Origin of the sequence: Ruminococcus sp. AF17-12 (assembly GCF_003479245.1) — a bacterium.
In the GTDB taxonomy this organism is placed as follows: domain Bacteria; phylum Bacillota; class Clostridia; order Lachnospirales; family Lachnospiraceae; genus Blautia_A; species Blautia_A fusiformis.
In genome coordinates this window covers 75,910-94,457 of sequence record NZ_QUGY01000013.1, presented here as the reverse complement: position 1 = coordinate 94,457, position 18,548 = coordinate 75,910, and the positions used below count along the sequence as shown (strand labels likewise).

Annotated in this window: 16 protein-coding genes; 1 reads left to right on the top strand and 15 read right to left on the bottom strand. The window is 44.7% G+C overall.

Annotated elements, in window-relative coordinates:
• Positions 1-57: 57 nt before the first annotated feature.
• A complete protein-coding gene (locus tag DWW77_RS13925; RefSeq protein WP_118608921.1) occupies positions 58-933 on the top strand; it encodes a LysR family transcriptional regulator in 876 nt (291 codons plus the stop codon).
• A 10-nt stretch (positions 934-943) separates the two neighbouring features.
• Here DWW77_RS13925 and feoB read toward each other — a convergent pair whose 3' ends face one another.
• The 15 genes from feoB to DWW77_RS13850 all read right to left on the bottom strand — a co-directional run bounded on the left by feoB (position 944) and on the right by DWW77_RS13850 (position 18,482).
• Complete coding sequence (gene feoB, locus DWW77_RS13920; RefSeq protein ID WP_118608920.1) at positions 944-3,322, bottom strand: ferrous iron transport protein B; 2,379 nt, start codon at positions 3,320-3,322, stop codon at positions 944-946.
• 407 nt (positions 3,323-3,729) lie between these two features.
• Positions 3,730-5,175, bottom strand: coding sequence for a glycogen synthase GlgA (gene glgA, locus DWW77_RS13915; protein ID WP_118608919.1), 1,446 nt, complete (start codon positions 5,173-5,175; stop codon positions 3,730-3,732).
• Between the two features lie 58 nt (positions 5,176-5,233).
• Entirely contained in the window at positions 5,234-6,040 is an 807-nt protein-coding gene (spo0A, locus tag DWW77_RS13910; protein ID WP_015524464.1) for a sporulation transcription factor Spo0A, read from the bottom strand.
• A gap of 324 nt (positions 6,041-6,364) precedes the next feature.
• Complete coding sequence (gene spoIVB / locus DWW77_RS13905) at positions 6,365-7,570, bottom strand: SpoIVB peptidase (protein ID WP_118608918.1); 1,206 nt, start codon at positions 7,568-7,570, stop codon at positions 6,365-6,367.
• Between the two features lie 150 nt (positions 7,571-7,720).
• Entirely contained in the window at positions 7,721-9,406 is a 1,686-nt protein-coding gene (gene recN / locus DWW77_RS13900; protein WP_118608917.1) for a DNA repair protein RecN, read from the bottom strand.
• A gap of 42 nt (positions 9,407-9,448) precedes the next feature.
• Positions 9,449-9,910: an arginine repressor gene (gene argR, locus DWW77_RS13895; RefSeq protein WP_021650687.1), complete on the bottom strand. Its 462-nt coding sequence runs from the start codon at positions 9,908-9,910 to the stop codon at positions 9,449-9,451.
• Between the two features lie 16 nt (positions 9,911-9,926).
• Positions 9,927-10,787 carry an NAD(+)/NADH kinase gene (locus DWW77_RS13890; RefSeq protein WP_118608916.1) on the bottom strand — a complete coding sequence of 287 codons (861 nt, stop codon included), beginning with the start codon at positions 10,785-10,787 and terminating at the stop codon, positions 9,927-9,929.
• Positions 10,788-10,810: 23 nt separating this feature from the next.
• Entirely contained in the window at positions 10,811-11,620 is an 810-nt protein-coding gene (locus DWW77_RS13885; protein ID WP_021650688.1) for a TlyA family RNA methyltransferase, read from the bottom strand.
• 84 nt (positions 11,621-11,704) lie between these two features.
• Positions 11,705-13,591 (bottom strand): 1-deoxy-D-xylulose-5-phosphate synthase, encoded by a 1,887-nt coding sequence (dxs, locus tag DWW77_RS13880; protein WP_182431225.1) that lies wholly within the window; start codon positions 13,589-13,591, stop codon positions 11,705-11,707.
• 22 nt (positions 13,592-13,613) lie between these two features.
• The gene (locus tag DWW77_RS13875; RefSeq protein WP_353616942.1) at positions 13,614-14,519 is read right to left on the bottom strand and encodes a polyprenyl synthetase family protein; all 906 of its coding nucleotides are present in this window, start codon (positions 14,517-14,519) and stop codon (positions 13,614-13,616) included.
• A complete protein-coding gene (xseB, locus tag DWW77_RS13870; protein ID WP_118513312.1) occupies positions 14,491-14,715 on the bottom strand; it encodes an exodeoxyribonuclease VII small subunit in 225 nt (74 codons plus the stop codon). Before xseB ends, DWW77_RS13875 begins: the two co-directional genes overlap by 29 nt.
• Positions 14,715-15,920, bottom strand: coding sequence for an exodeoxyribonuclease VII large subunit (gene xseA, locus DWW77_RS13865; RefSeq protein ID WP_118513313.1), 1,206 nt, complete (start codon positions 15,918-15,920; stop codon positions 14,715-14,717). The genes xseB and xseA overlap by 1 nt, the downstream gene beginning before the upstream one ends.
• Positions 15,917-16,393: a transcription antitermination factor NusB gene (gene nusB, locus DWW77_RS13860; RefSeq protein WP_015524454.1), complete on the bottom strand. Its 477-nt coding sequence runs from the start codon at positions 16,391-16,393 to the stop codon at positions 15,917-15,919. The genes xseA and nusB overlap by 4 nt, the downstream gene beginning before the upstream one ends.
• 32 nt (positions 16,394-16,425) lie before the next feature.
• On the bottom strand, positions 16,426-16,812 hold the full coding sequence (locus DWW77_RS13855; RefSeq protein WP_015524453.1) for an Asp23/Gls24 family envelope stress response protein: 387 nt from the start codon (positions 16,810-16,812) through the stop codon (positions 16,426-16,428).
• A gap of 80 nt (positions 16,813-16,892) precedes the next feature.
• Positions 16,893-18,482: a peptide chain release factor 3 gene (locus tag DWW77_RS13850; RefSeq protein ID WP_118608914.1), complete on the bottom strand. Its 1,590-nt coding sequence runs from the start codon at positions 18,480-18,482 to the stop codon at positions 16,893-16,895.
• Between the last annotated feature and the right edge of the window lie 66 nt (positions 18,483-18,548).

The following is an 18,548-nucleotide window of genomic DNA, read 5'->3' as shown; positions in this document are numbered from 1 at the left end:
ATAATTGTTTCCAATATGGAATGATTTGTCACTATTTTCTAAAAGGCAGGTGTTACCATGACTCTTGAACAGATCGACTATTTTATCTGTGCAGCTCAATCCCGGACTTTTTTTGATGCTGCAGAAGCTATGCATATCTCCCAGTCCTCCCTTTCCAAGCAGATCATGAAACTGGAAAAAGAACTGGAGCTTACCTTATGGGACCGCAGCAAGCGTACTGCTGTGCTTACTCCTGAAGGAGAGTTTTTTTACAAAGAAGCACTTAAGATTTCCAGACAGTATCATCGTTCTCTGGAAGCAGTGTACCATTTTAAGGACAGTAAGCTCCAGGCACTTCATATTGGAACACTTCCTTTTCTTTCTCAGTACCATCTTACTTCTGTGATACACAGTTTTTGTGATACACACCCGGAGCTTTCTTTTTCTCTGAAGGAGGTAGAAGACGAAGAACTTCTTTCCGGTCTTGAAAAAGACTTTTTTAATCTGATCTTTGTACGAAAACACATGATAGACCCGGAGCTCTATACTTTTCATGCTCTCACAGCAGACCGTCTGGTTGCTGTTTTTCCTGAAGCTCATCCCTCTGCGTCCAAAAAATCGGTCTCTCTTTCCGAACTGAAAAAAGAATCTTTTATCCTGATGCCTCCGCACACCTCCATTTACCGTTTCTGTATGCAAAGTTTTCATAATGCAGGGATCCACCCTCAGCTTCTGCGTACTGCCCGCGCAGAATCTATTGTCAGCGCAGTGGAAATTGGCGAAGGGATCAGCCTTCTTACAGAAAGCAGCTTTCAGTTCTTTCGTCAGCCTTCGCTTGTTGCTGTCCCGGTTAATGGACTGAAAAAGCTATCTGTTGGAATTGCCCATAAAAAAAATATGGCTCTCACAACCTCTGCAGAATGTTTTCTGCAGTTTGTGAAAAGCCATATGTAAGGTATTTTTTCTATAATCCAAGCATCATTCCCACACCATGTACCGCAAACGCAACGATCCATGCAGTGGCACACTGTACTGCTACAATACCGGCGGCAGCTCTTACAGTTCCCATCTCCCGACGCACAGTTGCAATAGCTGCAACACAGGGTGTATAGAGCAAGGTAAAGATCAAAAATACGTAAGCAGTAAACGGTGTAAACAACGTCTGAAGCAACGCCGTATTTCCGCCCAGAAGGACTGTCAGCGTAGACACAACACTCTCTTTTGCCATAAAGCCCGTGATCAATGCGGTGGATACTCTCCAGTCACCAAAGCCCAGCGGAGCAAAAAGTGGTGCCACGATGCTTCCGATCTTTGCCAGAAGGCTCTGATCTGTGCTGGTAACAAGGTTAAGACCTGCATCAAAGTTCTGCAGGAACCACACGATCAGCGTTGCCGCAAAAATAATTGTAAACGCTTTCTGGATAAAGTCCTTCGCCTTTTCCCAGATCAGCTGTCCTACACTTTTTGCAGAAGGAAGCCGGTAATTGGGAAGCTCCATGACAAACGGAACCGGCTCTCCCTTATATTTCGTCTTTTTCAGGATCAGCGCATACAGGATCCCGCAGAGAATTCCTGCAAAATAAAGGCTGATCATCACAACTCCTCTCCACTGCTTCGGGAAAAATGCACTGGTGAGAAGTCCGTAGATCGGAAGCTTGGCACTGCAGCTCATAAACGGAGTAATCAGGATCGTCATTTTCCGGTCACGTTCACTGGATAATGTTCTGGTTGCCATAATGGCCGGCACCGAACAGCCGAATCCGATCAGCATCGGCACAAAGCTTCTTCCGGAAAGTCCGATCTTTCGAAGGAGCTTGTCCATAACAAAGGCTACACGAGCCATATATCCGGTATCTTCCAGGATTGACAGGAAGAAAAACAAAGTAACGATCGTAGGAAGAAATCCGATCACGCTTCCGATACCGCTTAAAATTCCATCCACAACCAGTGACTGCAGTACTGAGCTGACACCTGCCACCTCCAGTCCCCTGCCAATAAGTGCAATTACCCAGTTCACGACCATAGTCATTCCGTCTGAAAGCCAGGCTCCCAGATAATTAAACGTCATCACAAATACAATTGCCATAATTCCCACAAAACAGGGAATTGCTGTATATTTTCCGGTAAGGATACGATCTATGGCGACACTTCGTTTATGTTCACGGCTTTCTGCCGGTTTTACCACAGTTTTCTCACAAAGCTTTTCAATAAAATTGAAGCGCATGTTCGCAAGAGCTGCCTCACGGTCCAGACCGCCATCCTTCTCCATAACATGTACCAGCCCATCAAGAACCTTTTTTTCACCTTCAGGCAAATCCAGACGTTTTTCGATCAGAGAATCTTTCTCTACGATCTTCGTAGCTGCAAAACGTACAGGAAGTCCTGTTTTTTTTGCATAGGGTTCGATCAGATGAACGGCTGCATGGATACATCTGTGAAGTGCGCCTACCGGATCCTTCGGTGACTGATTGTCAGTACAGAAATCAATTCTTCCTGGTGCTTCTCTGTATCTTGCAACATGGACTGCATGATCGATCAGCTCATCAATTCCTTCATTCTTCGCTGCTGAAATAGGTACAACCGGAATTCCTAAAATCTCCTCCAGTTCATTGATCCGAACAGAGCCTCCATTTGCCCTTACCTCATCCATCATATTTAAGGCCAGCACCATTGGGATTCCAAGCTCCATCAGCTGCATGGTAAGATAAAGATTTCTCTCAATATTGGAAGCATCTACAATATTAATGATTCCTGTCGGCTTCTCATTCAGCAGAAAATCTCTTGTTACGATCTCCTCGCTGGAATACGGGGAAAGTGAATAGATTCCAGGAAGATCCGTTACCGTTGCCTCCGGATGCCTCCGGATGCTTCCTTCTTTCTTGTCAACAGTTACACCCGGAAAGTTACCAACATGCTGATTGGAGCCTGTCAGCTGATTAAAAAGAGTTGTCTTTCCACAGTTCTGATTACCTGCCAGTGCAAACGTGATCGGTTCCCCTTTGGGAATCGTATCACCGATCCGGTTCTTGCGATAATCTCGAGCCTTTCCAAGTTCTCCCACACCAGGATGAGCAATCGGCTGATGCCGTTCATTTTCTTTCTTCGTTTCCGTCATGGATTCGATCGATACGATCTCAATCTTTGCAGCTTCCGCCAGCCGCAATGTCAGCTCATATCCGCGCAGCACAAGCTGTACCGGATCTCCCATAGGAGCTGTTTTACGAAGAGACACTTCTGTCCCCGGTGTAAGCCCCATATCCAGAAGATGATGTCTCAGCTCCCCCTCGCCACGAACACTGATGATTCTGCCACATTCTCCAGTCTTTAATTTGTCCAGTGTCATATTGTCACCTCATCATAAGTACAATTTACATGGTCAATACATATATCTGTATTATCCACTGGTACATCGTTTCGTAAATAACTATATCAATCGGATTCACAGACAAGTGAATGGTATAGTTATTTCAAAAACGATGTATTAATATAAATGTAACACAATTTAAGTTATTTGACAATAACTGATTAATCTGATAAGTTTCATATAAATAATACCAATTCAAAAGTTATTTATCATTAACATTTATATTTTTTCTCACTTTAGCACAATTCCTGTTTGATAAACAAACATCTTCATATTTTTTTCAGACATACAATAACATCCATGTATATTCCCGCAATAAAAAAGCGCAAACGACATATTATCTGTCGTCTGCGCCTTTTTATTGCGAGAACCGCTTCGGTGAATCCTTACTCACCAATTAACCAATTGTACATTTCCTCATACTGGCGTGCGGAATTGTTCCAGGAAAAATCTGCAGCCATCGCGCGATCTACCATTTTATTCCATTCACGTTTCTTGTCATAATATACACTCTCTGCATAACGGATCGTAGCAAGCATTTCATGTGCATTGTAATTTACGAAGGAGAATCCTGTTCCGGTTCCCTCGAATTCATTGTACGGGACAACTGTATCCTTCAGACCACCGGTCTCTCTGACGATCGGAAGAGTTCCATAACGAAGGCTCATCAGCTGGCTTAAGCCACATGGCTCAAACAGTGACGGCATCAGAAATGCGTCAGATGCTGCATAAATTCTGTGAGACATTGCCTCATCATAGTAGATCTGTGCAGATACCTTGCCATGATACTTCCAGTCAAAATGACGGAACATATTCTCATAACGTTCCTCACCGGTACCAAGAGCAACGATCTGAACCGCATCCTGACACAGTTCGTCCATAATATAAGCGATCAGATCAAATCCCTTCTGATCTGTCAGGCGGGATACAATACCGATCATCATAGCTTTCGGATCCTGCTCAAGTCCAAGATCTTTCTGAAGCTGGATCTTGTTCTTGATCTTCTCCTTGCGGAAGTTCTTTGCATTGTAGTTCTTGGTGATATTCGGATCTGTCTCCGGATTGAATTCATTGTAATCAATACCATTTACAATACCACGCAGGCTGTTGGCTCTCGCATTGAGAAGTCCGTCCAGCTTCTCACCATAAAACGGTGTCTTGATCTCTTCTGCATAGGTATTACTTACTGTGGTAATGGCATCTGCAAATACCATACCGCCCTTTAGGAAGTTTGCGTCCTTGTATGCTTCCAGTTTATCCGGCGCAAAGTAGTAATCGGAAAGGCCTGTGATATCCTTAACAGTCTTAACATCCCATACACCCTGAAATTTCAGGTTATGTATTGTCATAACAGTCTTGATTCCACGGAAGAATTCATTCTCCTGGAAAGAATCGTGAAGGTAAACCGGAACAAGTCCTGTCTGCCAGTCATGACAGTGGATGATATCCGGTCTGAATCCGATCACCGGAAGAACCGATAACACAGCTTTGGAAAAGAAAGCAAATTTCTCAAGATCCCATGGTACGCTGTCATATGGTTTCGGACCGCTGAAATAATATTCATTGTCAATGAAGTAAAACTGGATCCCGTCATACTGCATCTGCATAATGCCTACATAGCAGTTCTTAAATCCCAGATCCATATAAAAATGGGTCACATACTCCATTTTGTCTTTCCATTCCTGTTTCATACAGGCATATTTCGGTAAGATCACGCGGATATCAAAATATTTTTTGTCAAAGCACTTAGGCAGTGAGCCGGCAACATCAGCGAGTCCTCCTGTTTTGATAAAAGGTACTGCTTCTGATGTAGCAAACAGAATTTTTTTCATCTGTATTCCCCTCCCTGGGTACACCCGTTTTTATTTATGATTATACTCCAAAATTCATCTAATTTAAAGACCGATTTTTATATTCTAGTCTGATTTTATCTGCGATCAGTGCTATAAATTCAGAATTCGTGGGTTTCCCTTTTCCGGTGCTTACAGTATATCCAAACAATTCATCAATGGTATCCATCTTTCCCCGGCTCCATGCCACCTCGATCGCATGTCGGATCGCCCGCTCCACTCTGCTCGGTGTTGTCTGATGGCGTTTCGCAATGGTTGGATATAATACCTTGGTAATGGAATTGAGCATTTCCATGTCATTGACAGACAAAATGATCGCATCCCTTAAATACTGATACCCCTTGATGTGTGCCGGAACTCCGATCTCATGAATGATATTCGTCACATCGGTTTCCAGATTCCTCTCCGGCTGAGGCTTTTTGGTTTCTGTGATACCTGGCCTTGCAATCTCCCGCACTCTTCTGTCCCCAATCTTCCGAATATGTTTGATCCGGTTTAAAAGTGTGGTGTTGTCAAAAGGCTTCAAAACATAATAGTCTGCTCCAAGACTGAATGCATCCTCTGTAATCCTCTCCTGTCCAATTGCAGATAATACGATAAACACTGGAACTTTTTTGACATTTGCGTTATGGGAAAATTTCTCCATAACGGAAAGGCCGTCCATCTTCGGCATAATGATGTCGAGAATCACCACATCCGGCTCCTTATCTTTGATTATGTTACAGATTTCTTCTCCGTTGTGTGCTTTTCCGACCAGTTCAAGGTCTTTATCTTCTTCGATCATCTGACCGAGCATGTCTGTCATTTTCGCGTTATCATCAGCAATTGCAACATTTAATTTGTCCATGAGGACCCTCCTAACTTCTATCTCCTTGGGTTTCCAGACATACCCCCTGTCACCACGGCAGTAACCGACACTGTTAGCTGCCTGCGCTTTCCCCTTGCTGGCGACAAAATTATTATAGTGGAAATCCTGTAGTAAAATCAAGATAAAAGTAGTTATTTTATCACACTTTCGTACGATATTTTTCGACATTTTTTCTCTTATATATCACAAAATTCACCAAAATGTAGGTATTTCAATCTGTATCCGGCATTTTTCCCCATATAAAAAAGAGGCACTTTTCCCGGACTTTTTCCATGTTTTTGTGCCTCTTTCCTCAACTGCAGATTATGCATTGCCTGTCATATTTTCAATAAAAATCCCATATCCGCCGGTAGAATCCTGCACAAATACATGAGTCACGGCACCAAAGAGTTTTCCGTTCTGAAGCACAGGACTTCCAGACATTCCCTGAACGATCCCACCTGTTTTTTCCAGGAGTTCTTTATCTGTAATCTGGATCACGAAGCTCTTATTAGAATCCTCATGGTTCATATCGATCCTGGTGATCTCCGCGGCATATTCTTTTACTTCGCCGTCTGTGCAGCAGAGAACAGATGCGGGTCCAATTTTCAGATCCTGTTTGTAACCCACAGGAATCTTCTTCAGATCCAGATTTTTCACCTGATCAGCATCCACAGTTCCAAAAATGCCGTTTTTACTGTTTTCGGAAATCTCACCCAGGATATTGTCAGCTTCGTATCGGATCAGACCAGATAGTTCTCCAGGATTTCCTTTTTCTCCTTTCCGGATCCCCAGAATCTGGGCGTTGTAAAGATTTCCATCTGCGATACTTAAAAGTTCGCCGGTATCCACATCGCTGATCCCGTGACCAAGAGCACCGAACCCTCCATTTTCGTCCACATAAGTCAGGGTTCCGATTCCCTGTGTATCGTCCCTCACCCAGATGCCAAGCTTATAGTTTCCTTTCTCATCTTTCACAGGCGTCAGGGACAGGGGAATCGTCTCCTTTCCCCGGCGGACCTTCAGTGTTACAGATTCTCCGCAAAGATCTGCAAGATCCTCCAGAAGATCCTGCTTGCACTGGATCCGGTTCTGATCAAAAGCCACAATATAATCTCCCGGCTTTACAATGTCCCGGGCCGGTTCTTCCATCTCACCACTTTCCGAAAGAATCTCGCCTGTATCAATGATCAGAACTCCTTTCGTCTGCATATAAATACCTACTGCATCTCCGCTTGCATATACTTCTTTTGCAGTTATATTTTTTACCTTCACATCTTTAAAAGGGATCACTCCCAAGAGTCTGCAGTGCAACTTATAGCTGTCTTTTCCTGAAACGGTGATCGCATCATCAAAGCTGATAAAAGGGCGTTTAAGAAGATTGGCTACGTCCCGGCTGTCCTCATGATCCACCAGGATCTGATCCGGGATCTTTCTGTCCAGAAGCCGGTAGCCCAGCCATCCCATCAGAATCAGATCCAGCGCAAGAAATACAAGGAGCCAACATCGGTATTTTCTTTTTCTGTTCATCTTACGTCACATCCTTTGTAATTTTCTGATACAAGCAAATCCCCACCCACTGCCTATTGCTTTTCGCAACTGAAGCAGGGGACTGACTTGATTCGGTTAAAAAAGAGGACCGACCTTTCGGCCGTCCTCTCTTAGTATGTAACGTATAAATTATTTCAGTCTTGTATTTTTTTGTTGCTGTGCCAATTCCTTCATCTCTCTTGCATTTCCAAGAACAGCCGGCGTGATCTGGGCACCGCCCAGAAGTCTGGCAAGCTCACGAACAGATTCCTCTCCTTCCAGAGGATGGATCTGGGTGATAGTTTCTGTTCCTTCTACATGTTTCTCAATCTCAAAATGGGTATCTGCCATTGCTGCGATCTGTGGAAGATGTGTGATACAAAGCACCTGCCTGTGCTGTCCGATCACTGCCATTTTTTCAGAGACCTTCTGTGCAGTACGCCCACTGATCCCTGTATCGATCTCATCAAAGATCAGTGTATCGATCTGATCTTTATCTGCAAGGATCGCTTTGATGGCAAGCATGATCCTGGAAAGCTCACCACCGGATACGATCTGTCCCAGCGGTTTTCTGCTCTCACCTGGATTTGTGGAAATCTCATATTCCACCGCATCATAACCATTATCTGTATAATTTTTTCTGCGGTCAAAACGAATAGAAAAATCCACATCCTCAAAATTCAGTTCCTTCAATCCTTCGATAATCTTTTCATCTAGCTGCTTACTGTATTCTTTCCGGATCTCTGAAAGTTCATGCGAAGCTTCCTCAAGAATCTTTTCTGCCTGCATAAGTTTTTCTTTCAGTAACCGGAAATTTTCTTCGAATCTTTGAAGTTTTTCTAATTTTTCCTGCTGTTCCTTCTGATAAGACAAAATTTCATGGATCGTCTGTCCATACTTTGCCTTCAGACTATTGATCAGATCCAGTCTTTTTTCTGTTTCAAAAAAAGTTTCTTCGTCAAAAGTCAAACTATCCATATAAGAGGACAGATCACGGCAGAAGTCACTGAGAAGTGAATCGATTTCCACAAGAGCTTCCTGTAAAGGTGCAAGCTCCTTATCGTAATCTGCAATTCTTGAAAACTCTTTCAGGGCATTTCCGGTCATATCTGCGGCGCCCTGTTCATATCCGGTCATCCCACGAACCATTTGTGCTGTTTCCATGATTCTTCTGGCATTGCTCAGCTTCCGGTAGCGGTCCTCCAGTGTTTCGTCCTCTCCCGGAATAAGAGCTGCCTCCTCGATCTCATTGATCTCAAATTCCAGAAAGGCTTTTTCACGGTTGCGCTGTTCCTCATCCATATCCAGTGCTTTCAGCTGATCCACACAGTCCCGATACTCCTGATAAGCTTTCCGGACCTTCTCCCTGGCAGGAAGGATCTGTTCTTTTCCGTATACATCCAAAATAGCCAGCTGGCGGTCTCCATACAGAAGTGACTGATGCTCATGCTGTCCGTGAATGTCCAGAAGACAGGCTGCTGCTGCTTTCATCTGGCTGACAGTACTTGTCTCTCCGTTAATCTTGTTGATACTTCTGCCGTCCATGATCTTGCGGGACATCAGCACCTGTCCGTCTTCCGGATAGATGTCAAGCGCCGCAAGGGACTCTCTGGCTTTCGTGTTTTCAACCTGAAACAGCAACTCTACCAGGGCATAGGAAGCATTTTCACGAATCATGCTTCTGGAAGTTTTTCCACCCAAGATAAGCTGTATGGATCCTAACAGAATGGATTTTCCGGCTCCGGTCTCACCAGTTAAGATATTTAAGCCTGGTCCGAATTCCACCTCTGATTCCTCTATCAGTGCAAGATTTTTTACATGCAGATGTACTAACATTGATTTCCTTTCTGGTATAAAGCATTTACATATTCTGTCATTTTATTTTCCTCTGGATAAGATCCCGCCAAGCTTCTGAACTACACCCGGTGCCTGTTCAGAGGTTTTCACCACACACATAATGGTATCATCTCCGGCAATACATCCCAGGATTTCCGGCCATTTCATAGCATCAAGAGCTGCTGCTGCCGCCATGGCCATTCCCGGAATTGTTTTTACCACTACGATATTCTGTCCGATGTTCATAGCGATCACTGCATCTTTCAAAACTCTGGAATATTTATCACTTAACACATCCGGTGTATGTTCTTCCAGGATCGCATATCTGGACTTTCCGTTGCTGCCTGCAACCTTTGTCATTTTCAGAGCACGGATATCTCTGGATACGGTAGCCTGCGTAACCTTAAAACCGGCCTCATTCAGTCTTGCTGCAAGTTCTTCCTGTGTATCGATCTCGTACTGACGGATCAGTTCGATAATTTTTTCATGTCTTGCTACTTTCAAAATTGAACCTCCTGCATCAGCTGTTACTCATTTTCTGTCTCAGAACCTCCACAAAGCTCAGATGGTTCAGCTTGAGGATTTTTGTCCTGACTGTGGCTTTCCGGATCACGATCCGGTCACCGGTGACCATGGATATCTGGGTATCCCCGTCGAAAGAGGCCACCGCTTTCTCAATGGTATTATGTCTTCCCTCACCGATCTCTACTGTAACTGCCTCTTCCCCGGAAAGAATGATACTTCGGGTGTTCATAGTATGGGGAGCGATGGGGGTCATGATCATCATACTGGCACTGGGAGAAACCACGGGACCTCCCGCTGACAGACTATATCCGGTAGAACCGGTCGGAGTGGAAATGATGATACCATCTGCATTGTATGAATTCATATATGCATCATTAACATAATTCTTGAAACGGATCACACGGAGATGTCCTTCTCTTCCGATCACAATGTCATTTAATGCGATATCTTTTCCAATAAGTTCTTCTCCACGATAGATCTTTCCTTCCAGCATCATACGATCTTCTAGCTCATAGTCATCTGACAGAAGCCGATCCAGAGCCGGATACACGGAATTTTTATCCACCTCGGCAAGAAATCCCAGAGTTCCCAGATTGATTCCAAGAAGAGGGATATCCAGATGCACCATATCCCTTGCAGCCTGCAGAAGTGTTCCATCTCCACCCAGTACAATAATGCACTGTGTATCCTGCGGAATCCCATCCGGGTCCGTATAATGATACGGTCCTTCCATTTTTTCGGTGATCTTCTGCACATGACACCTGGCACCATGCTTCTCCAGATAGGCAATGATCCTATTAGAAAATGTCAGTTCCGGATCCTTGGCACTGTTTGGAATTATATAAAATCTGTCCATATTGCTTCAGTCCTTTCCAAACATCAGTCCAGCTGTCCGTGGGCTTCCTTTACCACATCCTCTACGGATACGTCAAGACTCACAGGTACTTCTGTTCCTTCCGGATGTTTTTTCAGATGAAGGAGATATTCAATATTTCCTTCAGGTCCCTTGATGGGAGAAAAGGAAAGATGACAGGGCTCCATAAAAATACTCATGGCATAATCTCTGACTTTCTCAATGACTTCTTCATGGACCTTCGGATCACGGACAACGCCTTTTTTTCCGACTTTTTCTCTGCCGGCCTCAAACTGAGGTTTGATGAGACATACGATCTCTCCGTCCTCTGTGAGAAGGTTTCTTACAGGAAGAAGCACTTTTGTAAGGGAGATAAAAGAAACATCGATCGAAGAAAATGCTGCCGGACCTTCCAGATCTTCCGGTACCACATAGCGGATATTTGTTTTTTCCATGCATACAACTCTTGGATCATTCCTGAGTTTCCAGTCCAGCTGTCCATATCCCACATCAATGGAATAGACTTTGACCGCTCCGTTCTGAAGCATACAGTCTGTAAAGCCGCCGGTGGATGCGCCTACATCCATACACACCTTATCCTTAAGTGTCACACCGAAATTTTTCATGGCTTTTTCCAGCTTCAGTCCGCCTCTGCTGACATAAGGAAGAGTCTTTCCTCTTACCTCCAGCTTGACAGTCTCAGCAAACATGGAGCCAGCCTTGTCTTCCTTCTGACCGTTGACATATACTTCCCCGGCCATGATATACGCTTTTGCTTTTTCGCGTGACGGTGCAAGTCCCTGTTCCACCATCATGATATCCAGTCTTTTTTTCATATTATCCTCCAACAGCCCGGCTCTTTATGTGCCGGGCTGTAAAATGCCTCACAGCTTCGTATTCTTCTGCAAAGGCTATGTCCTTTATTTTCTGTTATTCACAAGATTTTCCCAGCTCTGTTCTACCGCATCCAGGATTCCCTGTACATTTAAACCTATTTTCATTCGCTGACGGTCCACCGTTCCATGCTCAATAAAATGATCCGGTATTGCCAGTGGAAGAACTCTTACTTCCGGATGACAGGCTTCCATATAAGCAGATACATGTTCTCCGAACCCACCGCTTTTTACATTCTCCTCCACAGTGACCAAAAGACTGTGGTTCTGCGAAAGCCGATCAAGAAGCTCTGTATCCAGAGGCTTTACAAAACGGACATTGACAAACGTAGCTCCTGCCATTTTGTGATCTCTTATCTCTTCACAGACCTTCTGACAGACAGAAACCATGCTGCCAACCCCGAGAACTGCAATCTCACTGCCTGGAGTGATCACTTCACTTCTGCCCTTCTTAAGTGGCTCATGACATTCTTCCATATCGGTACATGCCAATCCTTTCGGATATCGGATCGCACAGGGACCATCCAGCTCTTCTACTGCAAATTTCAACATCTCCTCAAGCTCTTTTCCATTCTTGGGAGCCATAACTGTCATATTGGGGATCATGGATAAATAAGAAAGGTCAAAGCATCCATGATGTGTTTCACCATCTGCTCCGACAAATCCTGCCCTGTCAATGGCAAAGATCACATGAAGATCCTGCATACATACATCGTGAAGGATCTGATCGATCCCTCTCTGCAGGAACGAAGAATATACCGCAAAAACCGGGATCATTCCCCCAAGTGCCATGCCTGCCGCAAAGGTTACTGCATGTTCTTCCGCAATACCAACATCAAAAAAACGCTCCGGGAATTTCTTCCGGAATCGGTTCAGTCCGGTTCCATCTGGCATAGCAGCTGTAATAGCAACTACTTTTTTGTTCTTCTCTGCCAGAGAACATATTGCACCGGAAAAATGATCCGTATATGTCGGCGCTGTTTTTGCTGCAAGGGGTCTGCCACTCTGGATGTCAAAAGGACCTGTTCCGTGAAAACGCTCCGGATGGGAAGATGCCGGTCCATAGCCTCTGCCTTTTTCTGTAAGGACATGGACAACAACCGGTCCTTCCACTCTCTTTGCCTCATTAAAAAGCTTCATCATCTGACGCATATTATGGCCATCTACCGGTCCCAGATAAGTCAGCCCCATATTTTCAAAAAGCATTCCGGGAATGATCAGCTGCTTGATGCTGCTCTTGGTCTTTCGGACCGTATCTACCACGGCGGTTCCAACATGGGGAATCTTTTTGAGTGTTTTTGTCACGCCGATCTTCATTCCTGTATAAGTCTCAGCTGTACGCAGAGCGCTTAAATAGGTGGACATTCCTCCTACGTTCTTGGAAATAGACATGTTATTATCATTGATGATAATAATAAAATTAGTCTTCAGCTCAGCCGCATTGTTCAATGCTTCATAAGCCATCCCACCGGTAAGCGCACCATCTCCGATCACGGAAACCACATGGTATTTCTCTCCCATCAGGTCTCTGGCACGGACATAGCCAAGTCCTGCGGAAATGGAATTGGAACTGTGTCCGGTATCAAACGAATCACAGTTACTTTCATTCCTTTTTGGAAAACCGCTTAAACCTCCTTCTTTACGAAGATCCTTAAAGCCGTCTTTTCTTCCTGTAAGGATTTTATGTGTATAAGCCTGATGTCCCACATCCCAGATCAGCTTATCCTGTGGAAGATCAAGCACATTATGCAGAGCAAGAGTCAGCTCCACCACACCCAGATTGGATGCCAGATGGCCACCTGTCTCACTTACACTCTGGATCAAAAAGCTCCTGATTTCCTCAGCAAGGCGCGGAAAATCCTCCAATGAAACTTTATGAATATCATTTGGCTTTTTAATTTTTTCCAGAATCATTTGTACCCTTCCTTTGTTCTTTCTATTTCCTGCGGCTGACAAGACTTTCCACAAGAAGATCCAGAAATCCGTTCTTCCTGTCAAGGTCGTCTAAAAGTTCTACCGCATGGTCAGAAAGTTCTTTAACCCTGCTGGCTGCTGCCGGGGCTCCAACAAGGCTTACATAGGTAACCTTGTTGTTTTTTTCATCACTGTGGATCGGTTTTCCCAGTTCCTCCTGGGTACTGGTCACATCAAGGATATCATCCTGGATCTGAAAAGCCAGCCCGATGTTTTCTGCAGCCTGTTCCACAACCTCAAGTTCTTTCTCAGATGCCCCTGCCAGCACAGCACCGGTCATCATGGAAGCCTCGATCAATGCGGAGGTCTTGTTTTTGTAAATATAATCCAGCATCTCGTGTTCCAGAGGTTTACCATCGTTTTCCACATCCACACTCTGTCCACCCAGCATACCGTTGATACCGGTCTTATCTGCAATGATCCGCATGGCGGCTATCACACGGTCTTTATCCCCGGTCAGGTCAAAAGCGGAAAGCATCACTTCGTAAGCTCTGTTAAGGAGTGCCACGCCGCTTAAAACTCCCATGGCCTCTCCGTATACTTTATGCGTAGTCAGCCTTCCTCTCCGGTAATCATCGTTATCCAGTGCAGGGAGATCATCATGGATCAACGAATGTGTATGGATCATCTCCATAGCCGCCATAAAAGGCTCACAAAGCTTATCCTTTCCTCCAAACAGCTCGTAGGTTTCCCTGATCAGGATCGGGCGGAGTCTCTTTCCGCCTGCCGTCATACTGTAATTCATGGCCTCTGCCATGGTTTTTGCAAAACCGGATTCTTCCGGAAGATATTCCCGGATCACATGTTCTGCTTCTTCTGTTCTTCTTTTCAGTTCTTCTTTAAAATTCACGAAATGTCCCATCCTCATTCATCTGAAGCATCTTTTTTTCTACAGTATCCAGTCTTCCGTTCAGATCCTTAAGGAGCTCCATTCCCTGTCTGTAGAGACGGAAAGACTCCTCAAGAGGTGTTTCTTTATCCTCTAGCTTCCGGGCAAGCAGATCAAGCTCCCCAAAAGTATCTTCTATGGATTTCTCTTCTTTCTTTGCTTCTGTCTCTGCCATTATCGCTCTTCCTTCCTGATGCGATCCGCAACTGCTTCTATGACTCCATCGGTTACTGCAATGGAGATCCTGTCGCCTTTTTTTATCTGACTGATCTCTGTCACCGCATGTCCGTCTGAGTCGGACACAAACGCATATCCTCCATTTAGCTTTCTTAATGGAGAAAGTCCCTCAAACCGCTGGATCCATATTGCCAGTTCATGTCTTTTCTCTGTAAGCTTTTGTTCCATGGAAGAACGCAGACATTCCTCCAGCTCCGATGCATACTGACGTTTTTCACGTAACATGGACTCCGGGCTCAGATACTGGAATCTGTTCTCATAGGCCTTAAGTTTTGCGGCAAAAAGTTCTGTCTTACTGTTCATAGCACGCTGCAGACGGTCTCCGTACATATGAAAGCTCTCCAGAACACTGCGAAAATCGTCCACTGCCAGCTCTGCTGCAGCAGATGGTGTAGGTGCCCGCAGATCTGCCACAAAATCCGCAATGGTAAAATCCGTCTCATGTCCCACTGCCGAGATCACCGGTGTCCTGCACTCAAAAATAGCACGGGCAACGCTCTCCTCGTTAAAGGCCCAGAGATCTTCAATAGAGCCACCTCCACGGCCGACGATGATCACGTCCACCCCTGCTTCGTCCAGCATCCGGATTCCCTTTACGATACTCTGCGCCGCTCCCTCTCCCTGCACAAGTGCCGGATAAAGGATCAACTGCAGATATGGATTCCTTCTGCCTGCAATATTGCGGATATCCTGTACTGCTGCACCAGTAGGTGCTGTCACCACGCCAAGGGTATGAATAAAATGAGGAATGGGCTGCTTATATTCCTGGGCAAACATCCCCATATCCTCCAGTTCCTGTTTCAGTGCCAGATACCGCTCATAGAGGGCACCAGCACCCTCCAGTGTGATCTCTTTTGCATAAAGCTGATAACGCCCGTCTCTCTCATATACGTCTACAATTCCGCCTGCGACTACCTTATCCCCGTCCTTCATGCGAAAAGCAAGACCCCTGCGGTGTCCCGCAAACATCACACAGCTTAATGTGCCTGTTTCATCTTTCAGAGAAAAATAAATATGTCCGCTGGTATGGTATTTACAGTTGGATACTTCTCCCTTTACATAGACTTTCCGGAGAAAGTAATCCTGGGTAAACATATTTTTGACATAATGGTTTACCTGACCGACAGAATAGACGTTTCTCATGCGTTCTCTTCCGGGGCCTCTGCTGCCTTCTCTTCTGTATCAGCAGTCTCCTCCTCGTTTTTCTTCTCATCCTTCTCAGATGCGATCTTACCCAGTACTCCATTTACAAAAGAACCGGAAGCATCTCCGCCAAATCTTTTGGCGAGTTCTACCGCTTCATTGATAGCTACTCCTGTCGGTACGTCTGCATCATATTCCATCTCATATACTGCCAGACGAAGTGCTGCAAGATCTACACGGCTCATACGCTTTGTCTTCCATCCACGGCTTGCACTGTTCAGCTGTGCATCGATCTCTTCCAGATGTTCTTTCACATGTGCGTACTTCTTCTTCATATATTCCTGGTCCTGTTCTGAAAGTTCTCCAAGACCTTCAAAATAAAGAGAGAGCTGTTCTGTCATCTCTTCTTCTGAATTAAACTCTGTCATAAACATAAGTTTAAATACATGTTCTCTCTGTTCTCTTCTTCTCATAATTTCCTCCTAAGACGGAAAAAAGGAAAGGTTTACTTTCCTTTTTCGTTCTCCATATCCACGCTGGCAATATGAATATTTACATCTGCAACCTCAAGTCCTGTCATATTCTCAATAGCGGATTTAACCTTCTCCTGAACCTTCTTGCTTGTCTCAAGAATGTTTCTGCCATACTCGATATTCAGTGACAGATCCACGGTAACGACTCCTTCCAGAATGGTTACTCTCACGCCCTTGGACAGATTCTTCTTTCCAAGTTTACTTACCAGCTCATTGGTGATATTTCCTGCCATGGAAGCAACTCCATCCACATCTGTTGCTGCAAGTCCTGCAACGATCGCAACAACTTCATCTGCAATGTGAACTTCACCGATTCCACCCAGATCCTGTATCTTATATGTTGTTCTTTTTTCTGCCATGGGAAACCCTCCTACGGATATAATATTTTTGTTCGTAATTTTATACTATTATATCAAAAAAAGTTATGAAATAAAAGGGCTTATTTACTGAATTCTGTCAGTACCAGCTCAGGGTTTCTATCCTCAACCATGCCAACACTCCATGCATTGACAAAAAGCAGTAACGGATTTCCTTTAAGGTCTGTGACTTTCTTCATATCAGAAGTTCCCACGATCTTGTCTACTTTTACAGTCTCCTTGTTGGCGATCCAGCGGATATGCTCATATGGAAGTGTTTCCAGACGGATATCTACATTGTACTCATTCTCCAGACGGTATTTCAGGACATCAAACTGCAGAATACCTACAACACCCACAATGATCTCTTCCATACCGGTGTTAAACTCCTGGAATATCTGGATCGCACCCTCCTGGGCGATCTGGTTGATACCTTTTACAAACTGTTTTCTCTTCATGGTATCGATCTGACGCACACGTGCGAAATGCTCCGGCGCGAAGGTCGGGATCCCCTCAAAGGCAAATTTCTTTCCAGGTGCGCAGATGGTATCTCCAATAGAAAAAATACCCGGGTCAAAGACACCGATGATATCACCTGCATAAGCCTCCTCCACAACATGACGGGATTCTGCCATCATCTGCTGCGGCTGAAGAAGTCGCATCTTCTTGTCTCCCTGCACATGATAAACCTCTTTGGTCGCATCAAACTTGCCTGAACAGATCCTCATAAATGCGATACGGTCTCTGTGAGCCTTGTTCATATTAGCCTGAATCTTAAATACAAAGGCTGAAAAATCATCACTCATAGGATCTACCGGTCCGCAGTCTGCAGTTCTCGGAAGCGGAGAAGTGGTCATCTTCAGGAAATGTTCCAGAAATGTTTCCACACCAAAGTTGGTAAGAGCAGAACCGAAAAATACCGGTGTCAGCTGTCCTTTGCTGACCTCTTCCTGAGAAAACTCCGCGCTTGCGCCATCCAGAAGCTCGATTTCTTCCATCAGCTGCTCTTTCTGCTCAGGATCCATGACCTCATCTGCACGGGGATCATTAATATCAATCTCTTCTATCACACCTTCCTTGGTGCCCTTCTGTGTATCGGAAAAGGTAAGGATCTTCTTTGTATTACGATCAAACACACCCCGGAATTTCTTACCGGAGCCGATTGGCCAGTTGATCGGACAGGTTGCAATACCAAGCTCTTTTTCGATCTCATCCAGAAGATCAAAAGTATCGTTGGCATCTCTGTCCATCTTATTGATAAAAGTAAAGATCGGAATGTGTCTCATAACACAGACCTTGAAAAGCTTACGGGTCTGTGCCTCAACACCCTTGGATCCATCGATGACCATAACTGCTGAATCCGCAGCCATCAATGTACGGTAGGTATCCTCGGAGAAATCCTGATGTCCAGGTGTATCCAGAATGTTTATACAATATCCGTCATAATGGAACTGAAGAACGGATGAAGTAACGGAAATACCTCTTTCCTTCTCGATCTCCATCCAGTCTGATACTGCATGGCGGGCCGTAGCCTTACCCTTTACACTTCCGGCCAGATTGATGGCCCCTCCATACAGCAGAAATTTTTCTGTTAATGTTGTTTTACCAGCATCCGGATGAGAGATGATGGCAAATGTTCTTCTTTTTTCTATTTCTTTCGTATACTTCGACACGTGAGCCTCCTGTATATTCTCTGATATCTCTATTTTACTATAACCTTTCCTATTCTAGTATAGACA

Excerpts from the sequence above, each read along its gene's own strand:
- DWW77_RS13875 (WP_353616942.1), bottom strand. The coding sequence starts at position 14,519 with ATGAGGATGGGACATTTCGTGAATTTTAAAGAAGAACTGAAAAGAAGA.
- recN (WP_118608917.1), bottom strand. The coding sequence starts at position 9,406 with ATGTTAGTACATCTGCATGTAAAAAATCTTGCACTGATAGAGGAATCA.
- glgA (WP_118608919.1), bottom strand. The coding sequence starts at position 5,175 with ATGAAAAAAATTCTGTTTGCTACATCAGAAGCAGTACCTTTTATCAAA.
- xseA (WP_118513313.1), bottom strand. The coding sequence starts at position 15,920 with ATGAGAAACGTCTATTCTGTCGGTCAGGTAAACCATTATGTCAAAAAT.
- dxs (WP_182431225.1), bottom strand. The coding sequence starts at position 13,591 with ATGATTCTGGAAAAAATTAAAAAGCCAAATGATATTCATAAAGTTTCA.
- DWW77_RS13885 (WP_021650688.1), bottom strand. The coding sequence starts at position 11,620 with ATGAAAAAAAGACTGGATATCATGATGGTGGAACAGGGACTTGCACCG.
- xseB (WP_118513312.1), bottom strand. The coding sequence starts at position 14,715 with ATGGCAGAGACAGAAGCAAAGAAAGAAGAGAAATCCATAGAAGATACT.
- feoB (WP_118608920.1), bottom strand. The coding sequence starts at position 3,322 with ATGACACTGGACAAATTAAAGACTGGAGAATGTGGCAGAATCATCAGT.
- nusB (WP_015524454.1), bottom strand. The coding sequence starts at position 16,393 with ATGAGAAGAAGAGAACAGAGAGAACATGTATTTAAACTTATGTTTATG.
- DWW77_RS13855 (WP_015524453.1), bottom strand. The coding sequence starts at position 16,812 with ATGGCAGAAAAAAGAACAACATATAAGATACAGGATCTGGGTGGAATC.
- spoIVB (WP_118608918.1), bottom strand. The coding sequence starts at position 7,570 with ATGAACAGAAAAAGAAAATACCGATGTTGGCTCCTTGTATTTCTTGCG.
- DWW77_RS13890 (WP_118608916.1), bottom strand. The coding sequence starts at position 10,787 with ATGGACAGATTTTATATAATTCCAAACAGTGCCAAGGATCCGGAACTG.
- spo0A (WP_015524464.1), bottom strand. The coding sequence starts at position 6,040 with ATGGACAAATTAAATGTTGCAATTGCTGATGATAACGCGAAAATGACA.
- DWW77_RS13925 (WP_118608921.1), top strand. The coding sequence starts at position 58 with ATGACTCTTGAACAGATCGACTATTTTATCTGTGCAGCTCAATCCCGG.